The sequence below is a fragment of the uncultured Roseobacter sp. genome (assembly GCF_947501835.1).
In the GTDB taxonomy this organism is placed as follows: domain Bacteria; phylum Pseudomonadota; class Alphaproteobacteria; order Rhodobacterales; family Rhodobacteraceae; genus Roseobacter.
The window spans coordinates 44,893-62,830 of record NZ_CANMXR010000016.1 but is presented as its reverse complement, the minus strand read 5'-3'; the positions used below and the strand labels follow the sequence as shown (position 1 = coordinate 62,830).

11 protein-coding genes and 1 pseudogene are annotated in these 17,938 nt (G+C 57.9%); 10 read left to right on the top strand and 2 right to left on the bottom strand.

Annotation, left to right across the window (positions count from 1 at the left end; all coding sequences use genetic code 11):
• Positions 1-546: 546 nt before the first annotated feature.
• Positions 547-2,346, top strand: coding sequence for a hypothetical protein (locus tag Q1A20_RS23155; protein WP_299919003.1), 1,800 nt, complete (start codon positions 547-549; stop codon positions 2,344-2,346).
• 647 nt (positions 2,347-2,993) lie between these two features.
• Here Q1A20_RS23155 and Q1A20_RS23150 read toward each other — a convergent pair.
• Positions 2,994-3,194 (bottom strand): annotated as a pseudogene (locus Q1A20_RS23150) (hypothetical protein); the annotation flags it as partial.
• A 51-nt stretch (positions 3,195-3,245) separates the two neighbouring features.
• Between Q1A20_RS23150 and Q1A20_RS23145 the strand changes: the two are divergent.
• The gene (locus Q1A20_RS23145; RefSeq protein ID WP_299919001.1) at positions 3,246-3,992 is read left to right on the top strand and encodes a DNA alkylation repair protein; all 747 of its coding nucleotides are present in this window, start codon (positions 3,246-3,248) and stop codon (positions 3,990-3,992) included.
• Between the two features lie 946 nt (positions 3,993-4,938).
• Positions 4,939-5,757: a DUF2189 domain-containing protein gene (locus Q1A20_RS23140; protein WP_299409747.1), complete on the top strand. Its 819-nt coding sequence runs from the start codon at positions 4,939-4,941 to the stop codon at positions 5,755-5,757.
• 85 nt (positions 5,758-5,842) lie between these two features.
• Here the strand turns inward: Q1A20_RS23140 and Q1A20_RS26175 are convergent, their stop codons facing one another.
• Entirely contained in the window at positions 5,843-6,139 is a 297-nt protein-coding gene (locus Q1A20_RS26175) for a hypothetical protein (protein WP_367180960.1), read from the bottom strand.
• Positions 6,140-6,668: 529 nt separating this feature from the next.
• Here Q1A20_RS26175 and Q1A20_RS23135 point away from each other — a divergent pair.
• The 7 genes from Q1A20_RS23135 (at position 6,669) to Q1A20_RS23105 (ending at position 17,837) form a co-directional block, all read left to right on the top strand.
• A complete protein-coding gene (locus Q1A20_RS23135; RefSeq protein WP_299409745.1) occupies positions 6,669-7,916 on the top strand; it encodes a glycosyltransferase in 1,248 nt (415 codons plus the stop codon).
• 18 nt (positions 7,917-7,934) lie between these two features.
• Positions 7,935-9,170, top strand: coding sequence for a glycosyltransferase (locus Q1A20_RS23130; protein WP_299918997.1), 1,236 nt, complete (start codon positions 7,935-7,937; stop codon positions 9,168-9,170).
• Entirely contained in the window at positions 9,167-10,333 is a 1,167-nt protein-coding gene (locus Q1A20_RS23125) for a glycosyltransferase family 4 protein (protein ID WP_299409741.1), read from the top strand. The genes Q1A20_RS23130 and Q1A20_RS23125 overlap by 4 nt, the downstream gene beginning before the upstream one ends.
• Positions 10,333-12,180: an ABC transporter ATP-binding protein gene (locus Q1A20_RS23120; protein ID WP_299918995.1), complete on the top strand. Its 1,848-nt coding sequence runs from the start codon at positions 10,333-10,335 to the stop codon at positions 12,178-12,180. The genes Q1A20_RS23125 and Q1A20_RS23120 overlap by 1 nt, the downstream gene beginning before the upstream one ends.
• Positions 12,161-14,344, top strand: a complete 2,184-nt coding sequence (locus Q1A20_RS23115) for a phosphotransferase (RefSeq protein WP_299918992.1) — start codon at positions 12,161-12,163, stop codon at positions 14,342-14,344. The genes Q1A20_RS23120 and Q1A20_RS23115 overlap by 20 nt, the downstream gene beginning before the upstream one ends.
• Positions 14,345-14,737: 393 nt before the next feature.
• Complete coding sequence (locus Q1A20_RS23110; RefSeq protein ID WP_299409733.1) at positions 14,738-15,898, top strand: hypothetical protein; 1,161 nt, start codon at positions 14,738-14,740, stop codon at positions 15,896-15,898.
• Between the two features lie 40 nt (positions 15,899-15,938).
• Positions 15,939-17,837 carry a DNA/RNA non-specific endonuclease gene (locus tag Q1A20_RS23105; protein WP_299409731.1) on the top strand — a complete coding sequence of 633 codons (1,899 nt, stop codon included), beginning with the start codon at positions 15,939-15,941 and terminating at the stop codon, positions 17,835-17,837.
• Positions 17,838-17,938 lie beyond the last annotated feature (101 nt).

Genomic DNA, 17,938 nt, shown 5'->3' with positions numbered 1-17,938 from the left:
ACGACGCGGTTGTTCATGTGGAAACTGGTACAAGTCAAGGCGCTGGTCAAATGGCAAACAGGGCTCGGAGCGGACCTTAGGGCAAGCCCAGCATCTTGTTGGAAAGCCTGTTCCAATTTCAGAGATGTCAAGGTTATACTCGGTAGAGCGACTTAACGCCGCTAACGAGCACTTAGAACTTGATGTTACCCACAAGGACTTGGCTGGCTAACTAGGGTCTGGACTCAATTTGGGCTGCAGAATTGGGCAGAGAAGGCTGGGATTGGCTTGTTCTACATCCAGCCAAGCAAGCCGCGACAGAACCGCTTCTTCCGCCTACTCATAGAGTGCCTCACAGTGTCCACCACTGATGGTCGACACTTAGCCTCCGTCAACGAAACGCGTTAGGTCGGGTTCAACGGACGCTCACATAGCTTTGGAGGTCAACGAGCTTTCGAAACGAAGATACGGTCACAGTGTGGGTAGCCGCCGCCATGCCGATCTATTCGCCACTCTCTCAGGGCGCCAAGACCAAAAGGTTAAAAAACAACGATCAATACAACGCTTGTGACAACGGTCAGCTGCGAAGGCCCCCCTTGCGGGCAAGGTGCTCGCGAATCGTACCGCTTAAAAGTCATTTTCGTGAGGAGTCTGTTAATGAGTACTACACCCGAAATTCTCGTCGCGCCCCTGCGCGTGAACACCACGCCAACCGCATCGGTCCCAAAGGTCGTCCAGCCGTCGGATGGCCGCATTCTTGTCGCCTTCATGACCGAAGTCGGCGGTGCCCCTGGCACGGGTGACGGGTTTCACATCCGTGGCCAGCTGTTCGACACTGACGGCAACAAGATCGCGGATCAGCCGCTCTTCGATTTTCCGGCAGAGACCGATACCAAGAACCTCGACATGGTCGCACTGAGCGGCGGCAGAGTCGCGATCCTGGCGGATGCGGACTTCCGGCGTGAACAAGACCGCCCCACTGTCAGGGTCTTTCGGATCAGCACCAGCGGCACCGTATCCGTCCAGTCGACCAACCTTCTTGGCGGATTTTGGACGAGGTCTTTTGATTACGATTTGGCAAAAAACGGCAGCGATGGGTGGATGGCGCACAGCACGACTAGCGTTCCGACCGGTGTCCTTTTTAGCTTGACTACTTCGGACAGACTGCGTCAGCACAACAAAACCGATCACGACAGTGAGGTCGAGGTGAAGTTGGTCCGCTGGCTCGGCTCGCGCGCGGCCGGTGATGACAACCTGGAATCAACCACGCTGGAAAACGGCGATATCGTCCTGCTGCATGACACCGATCGTGATGAGGATGCCAGTGGCGGGCTTGAAGCGCGCATCATCGGGACGGACAGCAACGAAAAGAGACTGGTCAAGATCAATCCAGCAGGCCCAATCACTTATGACGCTAACATAGAGGCGCTCAAGGGCGGCGGGTTCGTTGTCGCCTATACCGAGGACAGCAACGTCGACAAGGATGTCGTGCTGCAGTTGTTCAATGCGCAAGGCGACGTGCTGGCGGCAAACGTGAACGTCGCCTCGACCGGGCCGGTCGGTGACAACAACAACGAACCGGCAATCGCCGCGCTTGATGATGGCGGGTTTATCGTCTTCTATGACAAGGACGTCGTGCCGCTTCAGATTCGCGGCCAGCGGTTCGATTCCACTGCCACGCCTGTGGGCGACACCTTTTTGTTGGCCGATGAGAACGGCGTCCAGATCGACACCACGTCGCTGCGCGACGGTAAAGTTGCAGTGTGCTATACGCTGGTCGGTGACGAAGGTATCATCAAGCTCGCAATTCTGGATGCTGCCCCCTTGGTGCAGCCCGAAGTGATCCGCGGGACCGATGGCGATGACGTGCTGACTGGCACGCGTGACAGCGACCGTATCCTTGGTCTTGGCGGCAACGACGACATCCGCGGCAATGACGGTGACGATACCATCGAGGGCGGCGCTGGTAACGACGTCATGCGTGGCAATGACGGTGACGATATCATAAAAGGCGGCGCCGGGAACGATGTACTGCGTGGCAATGATGGCGACGACACGCTCGATGGCGGCGCCGGCAACGACGAACTGCGTGGCGGCCTCGGCACAGATGTCTTCACAGGTGGTACGGGCTCGGACAGGTTCGTTTTCAACAACAACCAAGGCGACAACACGATCACCGACTTCACCATCAACGAGGACTTGATCGACCTCTCCGGGGTCTCGGCGATTGCAAACTTTAGCGACCTCGTGGAAAACCACCTGACGCAGGCAGGTGCAAACGCCGTGATCGACGATGGCGCCGGGCTGAGGATCACCCTGACTGGCGTCGACATTGCCAATCTTAATGCGGCTAGCTTCCGGTTCTGACCACAGGATTTGCGCCAAGGCGGGTATTCGTTTCGCCTTGGCGCGTCGCCGCCGCTTAGCATCAATCGTGAAGAGGACGAGGAGCCAATAGGTACAGTTCATATACTGCCGCTGGACCTGTTTGACACGCGGCTGTCCGTAGGAAAATCTGCATGACAAATAAAAAATCGAACGTCCGGTAAGCGGGCTGCGTCCGCAGCATTCGGAGATTATGCTCAAGGTCGGCTCTGGGGCCGCAATGCCGACATTTGCATTTGCAGCACAAAAGTAACTCAGAGTTGTGGGGCTGTATTGCGTTCTGCCCAGAAACGGTCCTTTCCCGCCAACCTTGGGGAAGTTGGGAATTGGTATGTACTTGTTAGTTTAAGAATGGCGTGGTCGACGGCGTGTTTGGTGCAACTCGAGACAAGTGCTACTTAAGCATCGTTTGAAACGTATTTGATCATGTCCATCTTCAGGGTTTTTCAACAAGGTAAGCCCAGAATACATGAGGCAAAATACGCCAATTTGATACTCGCCTGCAGTCTAAACCAATCAGCCTTCGCCAAACACGACGCGTTTCATAGGCGGTTGCACCATCTGCAAGCGCAAAAGCCAGTAGTTCTTGCGTGCCACCGCTTACTAGCCGAATCAGACAACTCACACTTCTAGCCGCCCAACCCCAGGGCTTTCTTGCGATCCGATGCCCACTTCAGGATCGTCAGGTCGAATGTCAAAGCCATCAGCGAGACACAAATCCCCAGCACGAAGTTCTTGCCCAGGTCCGTTCCGGCCAGCGTGCGTTGCAACTCCTGCCCCAAATCCTGCGTCCCGATGAAAGCGGCGATGATGACCATGAAGAAGGCGAACTTTCCCGCTGTTTGCTTGCTGGTCGCAAATGTCCAGTATAGTATTTTCCCATGGAGAAGCTGGAGAGCGACCCGGTCATTGATAAGCTGCATCACATCGTAGCTTCTAGGCTTAGCGCTTTAGGTGAAGCTTCGCCTTACGCTGCGGATGCCAACGAGCCTGACCCACGTTACCTCGGATATGGCGTCAGAGCCCCGGAAATGAAGCGGGAAATAACTGATCTCAAAACTAACTTTGCACTTTTGGACGTAGAACAGAAGATTGAGTTGGCCAAGCGTCTTATCAGCTCCGGATACGGTGAACAAAAGACTGTCGCACTGGCGTTGCTTGAACAGGCGTCGGACTATTTTTCACCCAACCAATTTGGTCTTTTAGAAGCATTGATCAGAGGTCTTCATGGGTGGAGCAAGATCGATGCGTATACCGGGTCACTTCTGAGGCTGATTCTGCAGGCCCATGATGCTGAACTGATTAACCTGCTGAGATCTTGGAACAACGACAATGATCCCTGGCTACGGCGGGCAAGTGTCGTCATCTTCACCCGCAAGGTTGCCAAGTCAGGATTGTACAAGGATGTGGCGTTGGCGAACTGTGACTCTCTGATCGACGACCGGGAACATCTGGTACAGACTGGCGTAGGCTGGTGCCTGCGAGACCTTATGCGCTGGGATAAGGAAGAATTGTTAAGTTATGTCGTCGACCTACGAAACAAAGGTGTAAGCAGTACAATCACGCTTTACGCATTGCGTGATATCAAAGGTGAGGAACGCCAAGCCGTTTTCAACCAACTCACTTAGCAAACGCATTTGACGCTTTGCAACGCCGAATAGCGGACACTCACACCGCCTGAAACATTAGGTCGCAGCATTGGGAAAACCGCATGCGACAATCAGTTATGAGGCTATCAGCAAGAAGGGTACGATTAAATTCAAGGGCAAAATACTGTCTTGCCAGAAGAGTTTCGAGACCGTGAGGCAGCAATGAGAGCAGCAGAGAGACACTGCAAATCACAGCGATGGGATTTGAAAGAATAGGAGCCAATGACTGCTTTCGAGCCCAAGCCGTACCTCTACAAGTTGCTCATTTTTTTCTTTAATCACGTGCGATACGATTAGCGATAACGCCCAAGAAGGTGATCAAATAGAGAAAAAGACCGTCAATTGCATACCGGACGAAGGATCTAGATTCTTCTTCAGCAAATGTACCGGCGAGCAATAGTAGTGCGAAAGCGCCGCCCACAGCTATGCCTTGCCAAGACGTCTTCCATTCATCGCGGGTCGGCGGTTGTAAGACATGAATTAGAAATCTGAGCATTTACGTTTTCCCCGTTTGCCCCATACGGTGACACCATTTGAAAAGACTACAAGACTTTAGCGTGATTGGATTGGATTGGATTGAACGCAGACCTGCTTATGAGCGCCTAGCTTTTCAAGTGGGCAAGTTTTTGCGGTGCGGAATGGGAGCTTCTTTGGTGGCTTGTAAATTATCGGAATTGAACGTCGGCTTCCTACCGTTCGCCTGACGCAACTGTCGCTGAGGTGCTCCGTCAAACCAACCATTCGCTGCAGTCGCAAAGTTTAGAACTGGTCGAACTCATGCAATGCCGGACTTAGGCGCCATACTCCGCCCTTGCCCTTATGCCTCACCTGATGCAAACTTGTATGCGTAGGAGGGATGTCTGTTTCACCGCTGGGTCTTTGGCAAACGGACCATCGCGGTGCCATGCTTTGGGAGGAGTGTGTCATGATGTCCAAGACCGCAGGTTCCAAACCACCGGAAAATCTGACGCCGCCGCAGGGCGCCATGCCCAAGGTCAATAAGGTGACCGCGAATGATATCGCCGCGTCGCTGAAGGCCGGATTTTCGGACTTTCTGGCGCGCCCCGTCATGAGCGGCTTCTTCGGCCTGTTCTATGCGGTTTTCGGAATTCTGTTTGTCTGGTGCCTGGTCTGGCTCGAAAAGATCTGGATGATCATTCCCGCCGTCGTCGGCTTTCCGCTGGTGGCACCCTTCGCCGCCGCCGGGCTTTATGAAATGTCCCGTCGGTTGCAGAAGGGAGAAAGTTTCGGCTGGCCTGAAATCCTCACCGTCATGGCCAATCAACGCAAGCGCGAAATGGGCTGGATGGCCTTTGTCACGCTGTTTATTTTTTGGGTGTGGGTGTATCAGTTCCGAACCGTACTGGTAATCGTCCTGCAGGATTCATCCTTCTCTGATTTCGATGGATTTTTGAACACCGTGTTCTTCACACCACAGGGCTGGACCTTCCTTGCCATTGGCACCTGCGTAGGCGCACTCCTGTCGGCTGTACTGTTCTCGGTGACCGTCGTCGCCATGCCCCTGTTGCTCGATCGGGAAACCAATTTCGTTTCCGCCATGATAACGTCCGTTCGCGTCGTCGCGGAAAACCCCGTGGTGATGCTCACCTGGGCGGCGATCATCTCGGTCACCATGCTGTTGTCGCTGGTTCCGGCGTTTCTGGGCCTGATCTTCACCCTGCCGATCCTTGGCCACACCACATGGCATCTCTATCAGCGGGCCGTGCAACCAGCGGAGGAGTGATCAATCCATCCCTCCCCTCGAGGAGCTGCGTGCTTTTTTCGTCCACTCGATTTTCAGGTCGTCGAGGAGCAAGTCCTTGGGCGTATCAGATTGAGACCGGCAGCAAATAGCGATAGGCGTATATCACGGTCCTGAAGATGGCGGGAACAACCGGGTCGAGCCTGTCAGAGGGTCTCATCCTCCTTGCGGGACGGAGCAGGGTTGATCCTCCAAGGCGCATGCCCATCCGGTCACAGGCGTCGGTTACCTTGAAGCGCGCACTCTTAAACTGTTCGAGCGCTTGTTTGGTAAATCTGCTTTCTTGCGACCCCAAGACGAAGGATGTGGCGCTTGCTGTGCAAAAATCAGGTCTCGGGATTTCGCCCTCCCGGTCGTCGCGCACAGCCTGCTAAAGACGCCCAACCCATTGCAAAGCTGCTCGGCTTGGATACCTGCTACCTTCGGGTCATTCGAAGGCCCTTCAATCATTGGTTCTGGCTCAAAAATAAGTACCCAGAAGTGCTCGTACGAAGGTGCGATCATCCGTTGCTCGGTCGCTGGGCCATTTCTAATCGGCCTGGGGTTGCCTGCAGTCAGCTTCCGATGCGATCTCCTAACTCCAGCTGTCGAGATCCAATATCTTCCGGTTATCGTGCGCCCGCAGTAAGAGCTTCTGCTTCATTCCATAACGGATCGGAGGTTTGTAAATGGGTGGCAGGATAGTGTTCATCGCGCGCCAAACCAGCGGGTTGCAGAATGCGGCTGGCAGCACAGTTCGCAGGGGCAGATCAGATAATCACCCGCTGTCATCTAATTTTCACAAACGCTTCATGACACTTTAATCACAGTTTTATGACACCCGCAGTCATCGACCTCTAACTTCTTCAGGAAGGGCGCCCGCATTACGCAGCGCCGTCAGAAGGAGCGATCGGATGATGATACACGACACCTCGCTTGACCAATTGAGCCCGCGCCCTGCGAACAGCGCCCCCCGCGTCGTTTTGTATTCTCATGACACCCTCGGCTTCGGTCATTTGCGCCGTAACCTTTTGCTGGCCCGCGCTCTGAAGTCGCTGCCATGTCCCCCAGATGTCCTGCTGATCGCCGGCATGCATGAGGCAGGGGCGTTTGATATTCCGGATGGCGTCGATCTGATCACCCTGCCCGCCTACGCCAAGCAGAGCGATGGCAGCTACCGGTCGCGCAAGCTGTCTATCGATCTGCGCCATTTGGCCGATATGCGGGCCCGGATGATCCATGCCGCCGTCAAAGGGTTCCGCCCGGATCTGATGATCGTCGACAATGTCCCGCGGGGCGCGCAGGGGGAGTTGGAGCCAACCCTGTCCTGGCTCGCCCGTAAAACGGATGCGCGTGTCGTTCTGGGTCTGCGCGATGTCATTGATACGCGTGACAAGGTGCGCCGCCAATGGTTGCGGCAGCGCAATTTCGAGGCGATCTCAGCCTATTATTCCGACATCTGGATCTATGGTGACCCAAACTTCTACAATCTGATCGACGAATACCAGCTTGGCGATCTGATCAGCGCCAAGGCCCGGTTCACCGGATATCTGCAGCGCGACATTGCGCCCGTCGCGGCGCAGGCGGAGGCGTCCCAGCGTCAGGTGATTGGCGACGATGATCGGCCTTATGTGCTCTGCACCGTGGGTGGGGGGCGTGACGGTGTTCGCCTCTGCAGGGCTTTCCTTCAGGCGCGTCTGCCGGACGGACATAGGGGCATCCTGATCACCGGGACCCAGCTGGATGCCCAAAGCCGTGCAGACATTGCACAACTGGCCAAATCGCACCCGGAGGTGAGTGTTGTCGACTTCTTGTCCGAACCGATGGGCCTGATGCAGAACGCCGCGCGGATCATCGCGATGGGTGGCTATAATACCATTTGCGAAGTCCTGTCGCTGCGACGCCCGGCCTTGATTGTGCCACGTGTCACCCCGCGACGTGAACAGATCCTGCGGGCCGAACCGCTCGCCGCGCGTGGTCTGATCGACATGATCGCACCCGACGATCTGACCCCTGCCGCCCTGACCCGCTGGATGGCCCACGAGACCACAGCGGGTGCTGTCGCGGGTCGCCTCGATCTGGACGGCCTCTCCCGTTTCAAGGATTTCGCCGCGCAGGCGCTCACCCCGGCAAAGGCCCAGACAGGTCCGCTCGCCGCATAATCACAAGAAAGAAAACAGATGGTACATCCCTCTCTTTCCGGCAAAAAAATTGCCTATGTCTGCAAAAGATATCCACGCTTTTCCGAAACCTTCGTGGTGAATGAAATCATTGCGCATGAGGCGGCGGGTCTGACGCTTGAGGTATTTGCCCTGCGCGCGGTCGCGGAAACCCATTTTCAGGACCAGATTTCCCGCGTCCGCGCCCCTGTGACCCATATCCCGACCAAGCTGCGGCATCCGCAAGAATTCTGGAGCCTGATCCGTGCGGTCGAAGCGGAATTTCCCCATAGCGTCATGCCCCTAAGCAGTATGGAGCATGCAGAGGCACATGATATCGCCCAGGCCATCATTCTGGCACTGGCCTGCAAGGAAAGGGGGATCACCCATTTACACGCGCACTTCGGCACTGCTGCTACCACCGTCGCCCGGATCGCGGGTGCCATCGCCGGGATTACCTATAGTTTCACGGCGCATGCCAAGGACATCTATCACGACTATGACGACCCGACGCGGCTGGACCTCAAGCTGCGGGACGCGGCCACTGTTGTGACGGTATCGGACTACAACCTCGACCATCTGCGTAGGACCTACCGTGCCGACAACGTGCGCCGCATCTATAATGGCATCGATCTGACACGCTTTGGCTATGCACCGCCGAAACCCACCGATATCGGTATATTGGCCGTTGGGCGGCTGGTGGAAAAGAAGGGCTTTCATATCCTGCTGGAAGCCATTTCCCTGATGCGTGAGCGCGGAGAGACCCCGCATTGCACCATCATCGGCGCGGGGGAAGAAGAGGCGAACCTGCATGCACAGATAGCGGCCAGCAACCTGTCGGACGCGGTCACCATGACGGGGCCCATGCCGCAGCCGCAGGTGATCGCTGCGATGCAGGATGCAGCTGTGATCGCCTGCCCCTGCGTCGTGGGGCGCGATGGTAATCGCGACGGGCTGCCCACGGTCCTGCTTGAGGCGATGGCACTTGGCACGCCCTGTGTGGCGACCGCGGTCACTGGTATCCCCGAGCTTGTGCGCGATGAGAAAACGGGTCTGTGCGTGCCGGAGGGTGACCCAAGCGCGCTCGCCGATGCGCTGTCCCGTATGACCCATGATCGCGCGCTCAGATCCAGCGTGTCCACCAGAGCGCGCGCCCTGATCGAAGCGGAATTCGACATTGTGCAAAGTGCGGCGCGCCTGCGGGATGTATTTGACAAGGCGATTGCGTCGCAAAGCACGGTCAAAGGGGCGGCATGATGCGGATTGCATATGTCTCAACCGATCCGGGCATTCCTGTGTTCGGGTGCAAAGGTGCCTCTGTTCACCTGCAGGAAATGGTACGCGCCTTTTTAGCCAAAGGGGCGGAGGTCACGCTGTTTTCCCCGCGCATGGAGGGTGTCTCACCACAAGATCTGACCGCCGCCCGACAGCACCCTCTGCCGCCCGTGCTCAAAGGCGACGCCGACGCACGCGCGCGCAGCCAAATCGCGCTGAACCACGATGTTGCGCAAGCCCTTGAGGCGCAAGGACCGTTCGATCTGATCTATGAACGTCATGCGCTCTTCGCGCATGCCGCGATGGATTATGCCCGCAAACAGTACATTCCGTCCGTTCTTGAGGTGAATGCGCCGCTGATTGACGAACAATCGCGGCACCGTTCGCTCGAGCGGATTGATGACGCGCTGTTTTTGGCGTGCCGGGCATTTGCTGCGGCCAAACAGGTCGTCGCTGTCAGCCCACAGGTCGCAGACTACGCAAGAGATATGGGCACACCAGCTGACCGGGTCACGGTTGAGCCGAACGCGGTGAACCCCGCGCGGTTTCCCGACGCGGCCAGGTTTGACGACGCGTTTTGCGTGGGCTTTCTGGGAACGCTCAAACCCTGGCATGATGTTTCCCTGATCATCCACGCCTTCGCAATCCTCCGGCAGGCCATGCCCACGGCCAAACTGTTGATCGTCGGTGATGGCCCGGAACGGCGCAGACTGACGGTTCAGGCTGAGGCGGCAGGCATCATTGACGCGGTGCAATTTACGGGCGCTGTTCCCGCGGCGCAGGTGCCCTTTTGGCTGGCCCGGATGCATGTGGGGCTTGCCACCTACCGTGGCAGTGATCCTTTCTATTTCTCCCCCCTCAAGCTCTACGAATATATGGCGGCGGGCCTTCCGTCCGTGGTCAGCCGGGTGGGCACCCTGGCGGACGCGATTGAAGAGGGTAAAACCGGCCTCAGCGTGCCGCCCGACGACGCGGAGGCTCTCGCCGCGGCACTGGCCAAATTGGCCAACGATCCTGGAATGGTCCGGGCGATGGGACACACGGCGCGCGCCCGCGTTCTGGCCACGCAGACATGGGATGATGTGGCAGACCGCGTTTTGCTGCGGGCAGGTCTTGCGCCAGCACGCATGGATGGAGCCGCCTGATGGCCAAACGCGGCCATCGCCAGACCTCGTTGCGCAAGACCCTGCCGGGACTGCGCCGCGTCCTGACCCGCATGGCACCCTATTTACGGCGCCATCGCGGGTTGGTGGCCGGGGGCAGCGCTGCCCTTGTCGCGTCCGTTCTGGCAAAGCTGCTGGAGCCCTGGCCGCTGAAGTTCGTGATCGACCAGGTGGTGCAGGTCGGCGATGGGGCGGCGGGATCTGGGATCGCCTTTGTGGATGGGCTGCCGTTGCAAACCCTGCTGCTGGGCTGCGCCATCGCACTTGTCGGGATCATCGCGCTTAGAGCTCTATGCGAATACACCGCCACCATCGCCTTCGCACTCGCTGGCAACCGGGTGCTTACACGTGTACGCGGGGATCTGTTTCGACACTTGCTGTCCTTGCCCATGGCCTTCCATGCAAAGTCGAAAACCGGCGATGTGACCATGCGCCTGATCAGCGATGTCGGCATCCTGAAAGAAACGGCTGTGACCGCAGCGCTGCCCCTAGCGGTGAATACACTGATCCTCTTCGGCATGGTCAGCGTCATGCTGGTCATCAACTGGGAGTTGACCCTGATCGCGCTGCTGCCGCTGCCGTTGCTGTGGTTCAGTTCGCTGCGCATGGGCAAGAAGATCCAGACCGTCAGCCGCAAACAGCGCCGCAACGAGGGTGAAATGGCAGCCACCGCCGCCGAGATGATGACGGCCATGCGCACCGTGCAGGCGCTGGGGATTGAGGAGGAGGTCGCAGACGACTTCGCGGGTGACAACGAGAAAAGCATGAAAGAAGGCGTCAAGGCCAAGCGGCTGGCCGCGGGTCTGGAACGTCTTGTTGATGTGCTTGTCGCGGTTTCAACCGCGCTGATCCTGTATTTCGGCACGCTGTTCGTGCTGGAGGCTCGGATGACCCCCGGCGATCTGCTAGTCTTCATCACCTACCTGAAAAACATGTTCCGCCCGGTGCGGGACTACGCCAAGTACGCCGCCCGACTGGCCAAGGCCACGGCAGGCGGCGAACGGGTGATCGAATTGCTGGACGCCCCCGTCACCATTGCAAGCAAGGCGGAAGCCAAACCGGCTGCGATCACCGAAGGGCGGATCACCCTGACGAAACTGACCTTTGGCTATGAGGCCGATACCGCGCCCGTCTTGAACAACGTCTCGACCGTGATTGAGCCGGGCCAGAGCGTTGTGATCACCGGCGCGTCTGGCGCGGGCAAATCCACGTTCGTCAGCCTGTTGCTGCGCCTTTACGATCCCACGCGCGGGGAAATCGCCATCGATGGCACCGATCTGCGCGATCTTGATCTCGCGAGCCTGCGGCGCCAGATCAGCTTCGTGCCGCAAGAAACGTTGCTGTTTCGCGCCAGTGTGCGGGATAATCTGATGCTAGGGGCCGGACGGCAGGTTGACGAGGGCGCCATTATGGCGGCTGCCCGGCTGGCCAACGCACATGACTTCATCATGGCCTTGCCGCAGGGCTATGACACCGAACTGACCGAACGGGGCGGTTCGCTTTCGGCCGGGCAGCGGCAGCGCATCGCGCTGGCCCGTGCCTGTCTGCGCACAAGCCCCATCCTGATCCTGGATGAACCAACGGTCGGTCTGGACAACACCAATGAGGCCGCCGTCTCGCAGGCGATCTGGCGGTTGGCGAAGGACCGCACGACACTGCTGATCACCCACGATCTGCGGCTGGCAACCAAGGCAGATCGGGTGCTGTGCCTTGACGGGGGCGGTATCGCCGAAGACGGCACCCATGCCGATCTGATCCAGCGAAACGGACCTTATGCAAAACTCTGGAACCAGTTGAGCGGAGATGGCCATGTCCTTGCAGCCGAGTAGCTTTGAGGTCGCCCGAGACGACGAAACTCTGCCGGGCTTGCAGCTGTTGCTGGATGAAGCGGCACTGGCGCGTAAGTTAGGCGCTGCCAAGGTCACGCGCACCTATCTGCGATACAAACCCGGTGTCAGCTGTGTCGCGGGGCTGTGCGTCACGGACGCGCGCGGAGAGGAGACATGGCTCTGCGCCAAGGCCTATCCAGAAGACCGTTTTCAAGAGATCAAAGGGCGAAAGCATTGGCGCTCTGGTCCCTGGCCGGTCGCATTGCTGGACGACATTTGTGTGGCCTTCATACCGCCCCAGCGCGACCGGAAACTCAAAACACTAGCGAAACTTCTGGACCCGAACAAAAGCGCCACGGTCCTGACCAAAATCATGGGTCCGTCGTTTACAGCGCCAAAGCTGAACATCTTGCGGTACAAGCCGAACCGCCGCCTTGTGGCGCAGGTCGTCGATCATGCCAGCGGGCGGCAGGCGATCCTGAAAATTCAATCCCCCGGTGCCTTTGATGCGGCCAAACGCGGGGCGGAAGCAGCGATGATGCTGGGCGGCCCAAAGGTCATCGCAACCGACCCCAAGCGTGGGGCTGTGGCTTGCGACTGGATTCCGGGGGCGGCTCTTTGCCTGACAAATGGTAAGGCTGACCCCGCACTTTACAGGAGAGCAGGCCTACTGCTTGCCAAACACCATCTCACATCGCTCAATCTGCCGGATTTGCCCAGATCTTCGGAAATACGTGCCCTCAAAGATGTGACGGCAGACCTGTCAAAGATACTGCCGCACCATGCCAGCCGCCTGAGCGTGCTCGCATGGAAATTGACAAAAGCGCTTTTGAAACAGCCAACAACAATCGGGCTCATCCACGGCGATTTCAGCGCCGATCAGATTGTGCATGGTGCGAACGGTGTCAGCATCATCGATTGGGACAGGGCCGCCACCGGGGATCAGGGCCGCGACATTGGCAGTTTTCTGGCGCGGCTGGACATGCAGGAACTGGCCGGGTTGTGTGATGGCAACACCGCGACGGCCCTGAGGGCGGCCTTTCTGGAGGGGTACCAAGAACAGCGCCTGCTCCCCGCAAGTTACCCGCTCCAGCACATCTGCCATCTCGCCTTGCTGCTGACCGAGCCCTTTCGGACGCAAACGCTTGGTTGGCAAGGGCAGGTTTGCGCGTTGATGAATGACATCGAAGCCCGGCTTGCCAAGCCTCTGATACCGTCTGCCGATCCAGCTCTCCCGCATCTGGCGGATGCGCTCGACAGAGACGCTGCCGGAGCGCTGCTCAAGCAGTACGCGGGCCTCATCCTGACATCACCACCGACGCTTTACCGGCACAAACTCGGCAAGCGCGCGATGGTCCGATATGAATGTCAGACGGGTGCTGGCACGACCCAAACGCTCCTGGGCAAGATGCGCGGCGCGGGTCGCGATGTGAAGGCACCCGCCCTGCATACCGCCTTCCGGGCCGCAGGTCTGGACGGACGGGGACCGGTTGGCGTGCCCCGCGTGATCGATCTGCCCAACGATTGGAACATGTGGTTTATGGAAGAGGTGCCGGGCACATGCCTGCGCGATCTGCAGGAGGATTCTCAAACAGATTCCTTCGTTCGAACCGGCGCCGCCCTGGGGCATCTGCATGGGTGTGGTGTCCTGCCCACCCGGCGTTGGACTCAGGCGCAGGAACTGGACGTTTTGACCGCCGCGCTTGGCAAAGCCAGAGAAGCAATGCCCCGCTGGCGACCGCGGCTGCAAGCGCTTGTGACCCAGGCCGAGGTGCTACTGGACGCGCTGCCCGATCAAGATCTCACCTGTATCCATCGGGACTTCTATCCCGATCAGGTCATTGTCGATGTGGATCAGGTCTGGGTTGTGGATCTCGATCTTGTGGCACTGGGTGACCCTGCCATCGATGTCGGCAATTTCCTTGCCCATCTGGCCGAATACGCGATGCGGACCACTGGATCATCAGACGCGTCCCAGAGGTTGGAGGCGGCTTTCCTGCACGGGTATCAAGGTACCGGGCCAGACCTTTGCCAACACCGTATCAGGGTGTTCAGAACCATATCGCTTCTGCGTCACATCCATATTTCGCGGCGCTTCAAGGATCGAAAGCACACAACCAAGCTTCTGCTTGAGGAAGGTGAAGCACTGCTGGCTCAGCTTTGATAGAGAAGCTCCCCCGACATCCTGAAAACCTCTGTTCATTGGAGCAGTCTCCAACGATGTTCTTGAGCGAATGCAGCGCTCGCCCGGCAGCCAGTTAACGCTCATTTTGCGGCGCATCGGCAAATTTTTTCTGATGGCATGACATGTTAATAAGCTCGAAATGAACAGTCAATGAACTCTGCATTAAGGGATAATTCTGCCCCTTTTGCGTGCCCGTGGTCTCCTTATCTCTCAGGCATATCGACGAAGCCATGATCACGAATTGATCTTGCTCCGTCCACCGATAGCGACACCGTGGCCTTCGGGTCTGCGACCGCCACCATTGCCGCAGCCTTCGCGCGGCCACGGGTTCTGAAGCGCCTTGATGCAGCAGAAAGGAAAGAAGGTGACAACATGGAGATTTTCGAGACGACCTTGAGGGATGGTGAACAGCAGGCCTTCCTCCACTTTACGGCCCGGCAGAAAGGGGACCTTGCCGTTTTGCTCGAACAGCTCGGCGTTGATGTGATTGATGCCGGGTTTCCCGCCGCCAGCGCGGTGGACATGGACGGTGTCACGCAGATCGCTGATCGGACGGACACCGCCAAACTCAGCGTTCTGTCACGACCGATCAAGAAGGACATCAAACGCGCCTTTGAGGCCCTGAAAGGAGCGGAACATCGATCTCGGATCGCGACATCCGCACGGCCTTTCGATCTTCTGTCATCTTCCGCAGGTTGGGCTGGTCGCGCCTACAGCAAGACGATTGATCGCTCCTGCGATCTGATGAGCGAAGCGCGCAGCTACTTTCCGGAAGCGCAATACTATCTGATTTGCGCCGGAAACCGCGATCCGTCTTTTCTCATGGATCTGAGTGCGTCTGCCGCCTATGCGGGCGCCACGCACATTGTGGTTGCCGACACGCTCAGCACCATGGAACCTAATGGGTTTGCCAAGCTGGTTGGCCGCATCAAGGCCGCCTTGCCCCCCGGCACGACGCTGGGCGTTCATTGCCATAACCTGCTGGGGCTGAGCCTCGCAAACTCGATTGCCGGGATCAGGGCGGGTGCAACCCAGGCTGAGGTAACCATCGGCAATACCGGCGATGGCGGCGGCAATACTGCTCTGGAGCAGCTCTTGGCCTATGCCGCCTATTTTGAAGCCGACGATCCGCAATTCGCCAATGGCTGCAAAACACAGATGATGGCCGAGGTCGTGCAGGCGTTCAGAAAACACACCGGAATGCAGTTTTCGCCGAACAAACCCCTGGTCGGCGATATCAGTTTTCTGGTCGAAACCGGGATCCACCAGTCCATTCCGGCAGAGATCATGCAGGATGTGTTCTCCCCGGAAACAATCGGCCGTCGTGCGGAGATCGTCATCGGTCGACATAGTGGCATTGCCGGTATTCTGGATCAACTCGACAGGATGAACCTGCACCCTGCGAATGTGGACCGACAACTGCTCTACCAGCACGTCATGCGCGCCGCTCAGAAGAATGGGTCCGTCCCAAATCGCGAACTGGGTCAGATCGCAAAATCACTCATTACGGAAACCAACCTCGAAAGACCCTGATCTCTGCCTGATCAGGCGTCGTCATACCGGAGGACCCGACATGGCCAAGAAACCTGCGAAGTCACAAGAGCCGGAAGACCTCAAGCTGATGCGCGATCTGCGCCGCTTTATCCGGACCCGAGGCACCGCGTATCTGAGGGACCCAAATGTCACGTCGATTGGCATCGGGCGCAAGAATGGTGACGGGGAGATCAGCGTTGTTTTCACCGTGCGCGAAAAACTTGGCATGTCCGCATTGGAGAGCCTGGGGTTAAAGGCGCTTCCCGAACGGATCGATACAAACGGACGGTCTGTTCCGACCGACGTCGTGCAGCGCAGCTTCAAACCCGCCTACAGCATCGTCGAGCGTGGCCCTGAATCTGTGCTCAAATCGCGGCTCGATCCCCTAGTGCCGGGGGCCAGTGTCAGTCATCCCGATGGAACGGCGGGGACGCTGGGGGCAATCGTGTTCGACGCGGCCAGCGGCGCAGCTTGCATACTGTCAAACTGGCATGTTTTGCATGGTGAGACCGGCCAGATCAGCGACAAGATCGTTCAACCCGGCCCCTTCGATGACAATAACACCGAAGGCAACACCTGCGGTACGCTGTTGCGCAGCCATTTGGGGGTCGCCGGGGATTGCGCGCTTGCCCGGATCGCAGAGCGTGACTTTGAACGCACGGTCTACGGTCTTGATACCGTCCTTACACAAATGGCCGATGTCGATCTGGGCGATACGGTTGTGAAGACAGGACGCACCACCGAGACGACATATGGCATCGTTCGGCGGACGGATGTGATCGTTCAGATTGATTTCGGAGATGCCGTTGGCGCTCAGAATATTGGCTGTTTTGAGATCGGACCGAACCCCGACCTTCCTGCCGCTGACGGTGAAATCAGCATGGGCGGAGATTCCGGTGCTGTCTGGATCATCTCTGAAGCGGAAAAAGCGACGGATATCTTCGCGGGGTTGCATTTCGCCGGAGAGGGCGACGCCAGTCCCGATGAGCATGCGCTGGCCTGCTATCCCGCCTCGGTTCAGAGCAAGCTTGGCTTCACATTGGTCCCACCGAACGCGCAGTCGTCAAAGGATCACGCGGTGCCACAGGATGACACCCTCGGGTACGACGCGGACTTTCTGGGGCTTCCCGCGCCGATGCCGGAGCTGTCGCTTGCGCTGAAACGCGATGCCGTGAATTTCGGAAAAACACAGACGATCCCTTACATGCATTTTTCGGTCTGCCTGAGTGCCGCGCGCCGACTGGCACGGTTTGTTGCCTGGAACACCGATGGCGCACGGAAAGTGCAACTTGGGCGTCATGGTTTTCGGCTGGATGATCGTATTGCAGCGAAATACCAGCTCGATGACACACTTTATGCGGACAACAAACTTGATCGCGGGCACATCGCACGCCGCGCCAACCTGGCCTGGGGAGAGATCGAAGAGGCGAAGCGGGCCAATCGGGAATCCTTTTATTTCACGAACATCGCGCCACAGCACCAGAGCTTTAACCAATCGGGACGGGGCGGCATTTGGGGGCGGCTCGAGGATCTTATACTGGAAGAAGCCGATGTTCAGGACATCCGCATTTCTGTTCTGGCGGGCCCCTTGTTCGATGATGACGATCCCAGCTACCGCAATGCCCTGATCCCCCGCAGCTTCTGGAAGCTGATCGCCTACCGCGGCACGGATGAGGCTCTTCGATCAGCGTGCTTTATCCTGTCGCAAAGCGATTTGTTGAACGACATCGAAAGTCTCGATTTTGACCCGTTTCGGCTCTTTCAGGTTTCTGTTTCAGAACTCGCTCAACAAACTGGGCTGGGGTTCGATGCCTATCAGAATGCGGATATCACGCGTCACCCCGAACGACTGAGTGACACCAGCGCTGAAACCCTAAGTGATATCAAAATTAGTGTCGCGACGCGGGAAATCAGGCATCAGAAAGAGTTGGCATTTTAGGTGTTTGTTCAGCAATCCGGTACCGGAACGCCGCGAGATAGCCGGTCCTCGGCTACCGGACGGCTGCTGCTACGCATCATAGCAAAATGACATCTTTTCCC

What these genes read in the sequence shown, in the direction of transcription:
- Q1A20_RS23145 (WP_299919001.1), top strand. Translation starts at nt 3,246, where the DNA reads ATGGAGAAGCTGGAGAGCGACCCGGTCATTGATAAGCTGCATCACATC.
- Q1A20_RS23140 (WP_299409747.1), top strand. Translation starts at nt 4,939, where the DNA reads ATGATGTCCAAGACCGCAGGTTCCAAACCACCGGAAAATCTGACGCCG.
- Q1A20_RS23135 (WP_299409745.1), top strand. Translation starts at nt 6,669, where the DNA reads ATGATGATACACGACACCTCGCTTGACCAATTGAGCCCGCGCCCTGCG.
- Q1A20_RS23130 (WP_299918997.1), top strand. Translation starts at nt 7,935, where the DNA reads ATGGTACATCCCTCTCTTTCCGGCAAAAAAATTGCCTATGTCTGCAAA.
- Q1A20_RS23125 (WP_299409741.1), top strand. Translation starts at nt 9,167, where the DNA reads ATGATGCGGATTGCATATGTCTCAACCGATCCGGGCATTCCTGTGTTC.
- Q1A20_RS23120 (WP_299918995.1), top strand. Translation starts at nt 10,333, where the DNA reads ATGGCCAAACGCGGCCATCGCCAGACCTCGTTGCGCAAGACCCTGCCG.
- Q1A20_RS23115 (WP_299918992.1), top strand. Translation starts at nt 12,161, where the DNA reads ATGTCCTTGCAGCCGAGTAGCTTTGAGGTCGCCCGAGACGACGAAACT.
- Q1A20_RS23110 (WP_299409733.1), top strand. Translation starts at nt 14,738, where the DNA reads ATGGAGATTTTCGAGACGACCTTGAGGGATGGTGAACAGCAGGCCTTC.
- Q1A20_RS23105 (WP_299409731.1), top strand. Translation starts at nt 15,939, where the DNA reads ATGGCCAAGAAACCTGCGAAGTCACAAGAGCCGGAAGACCTCAAGCTG.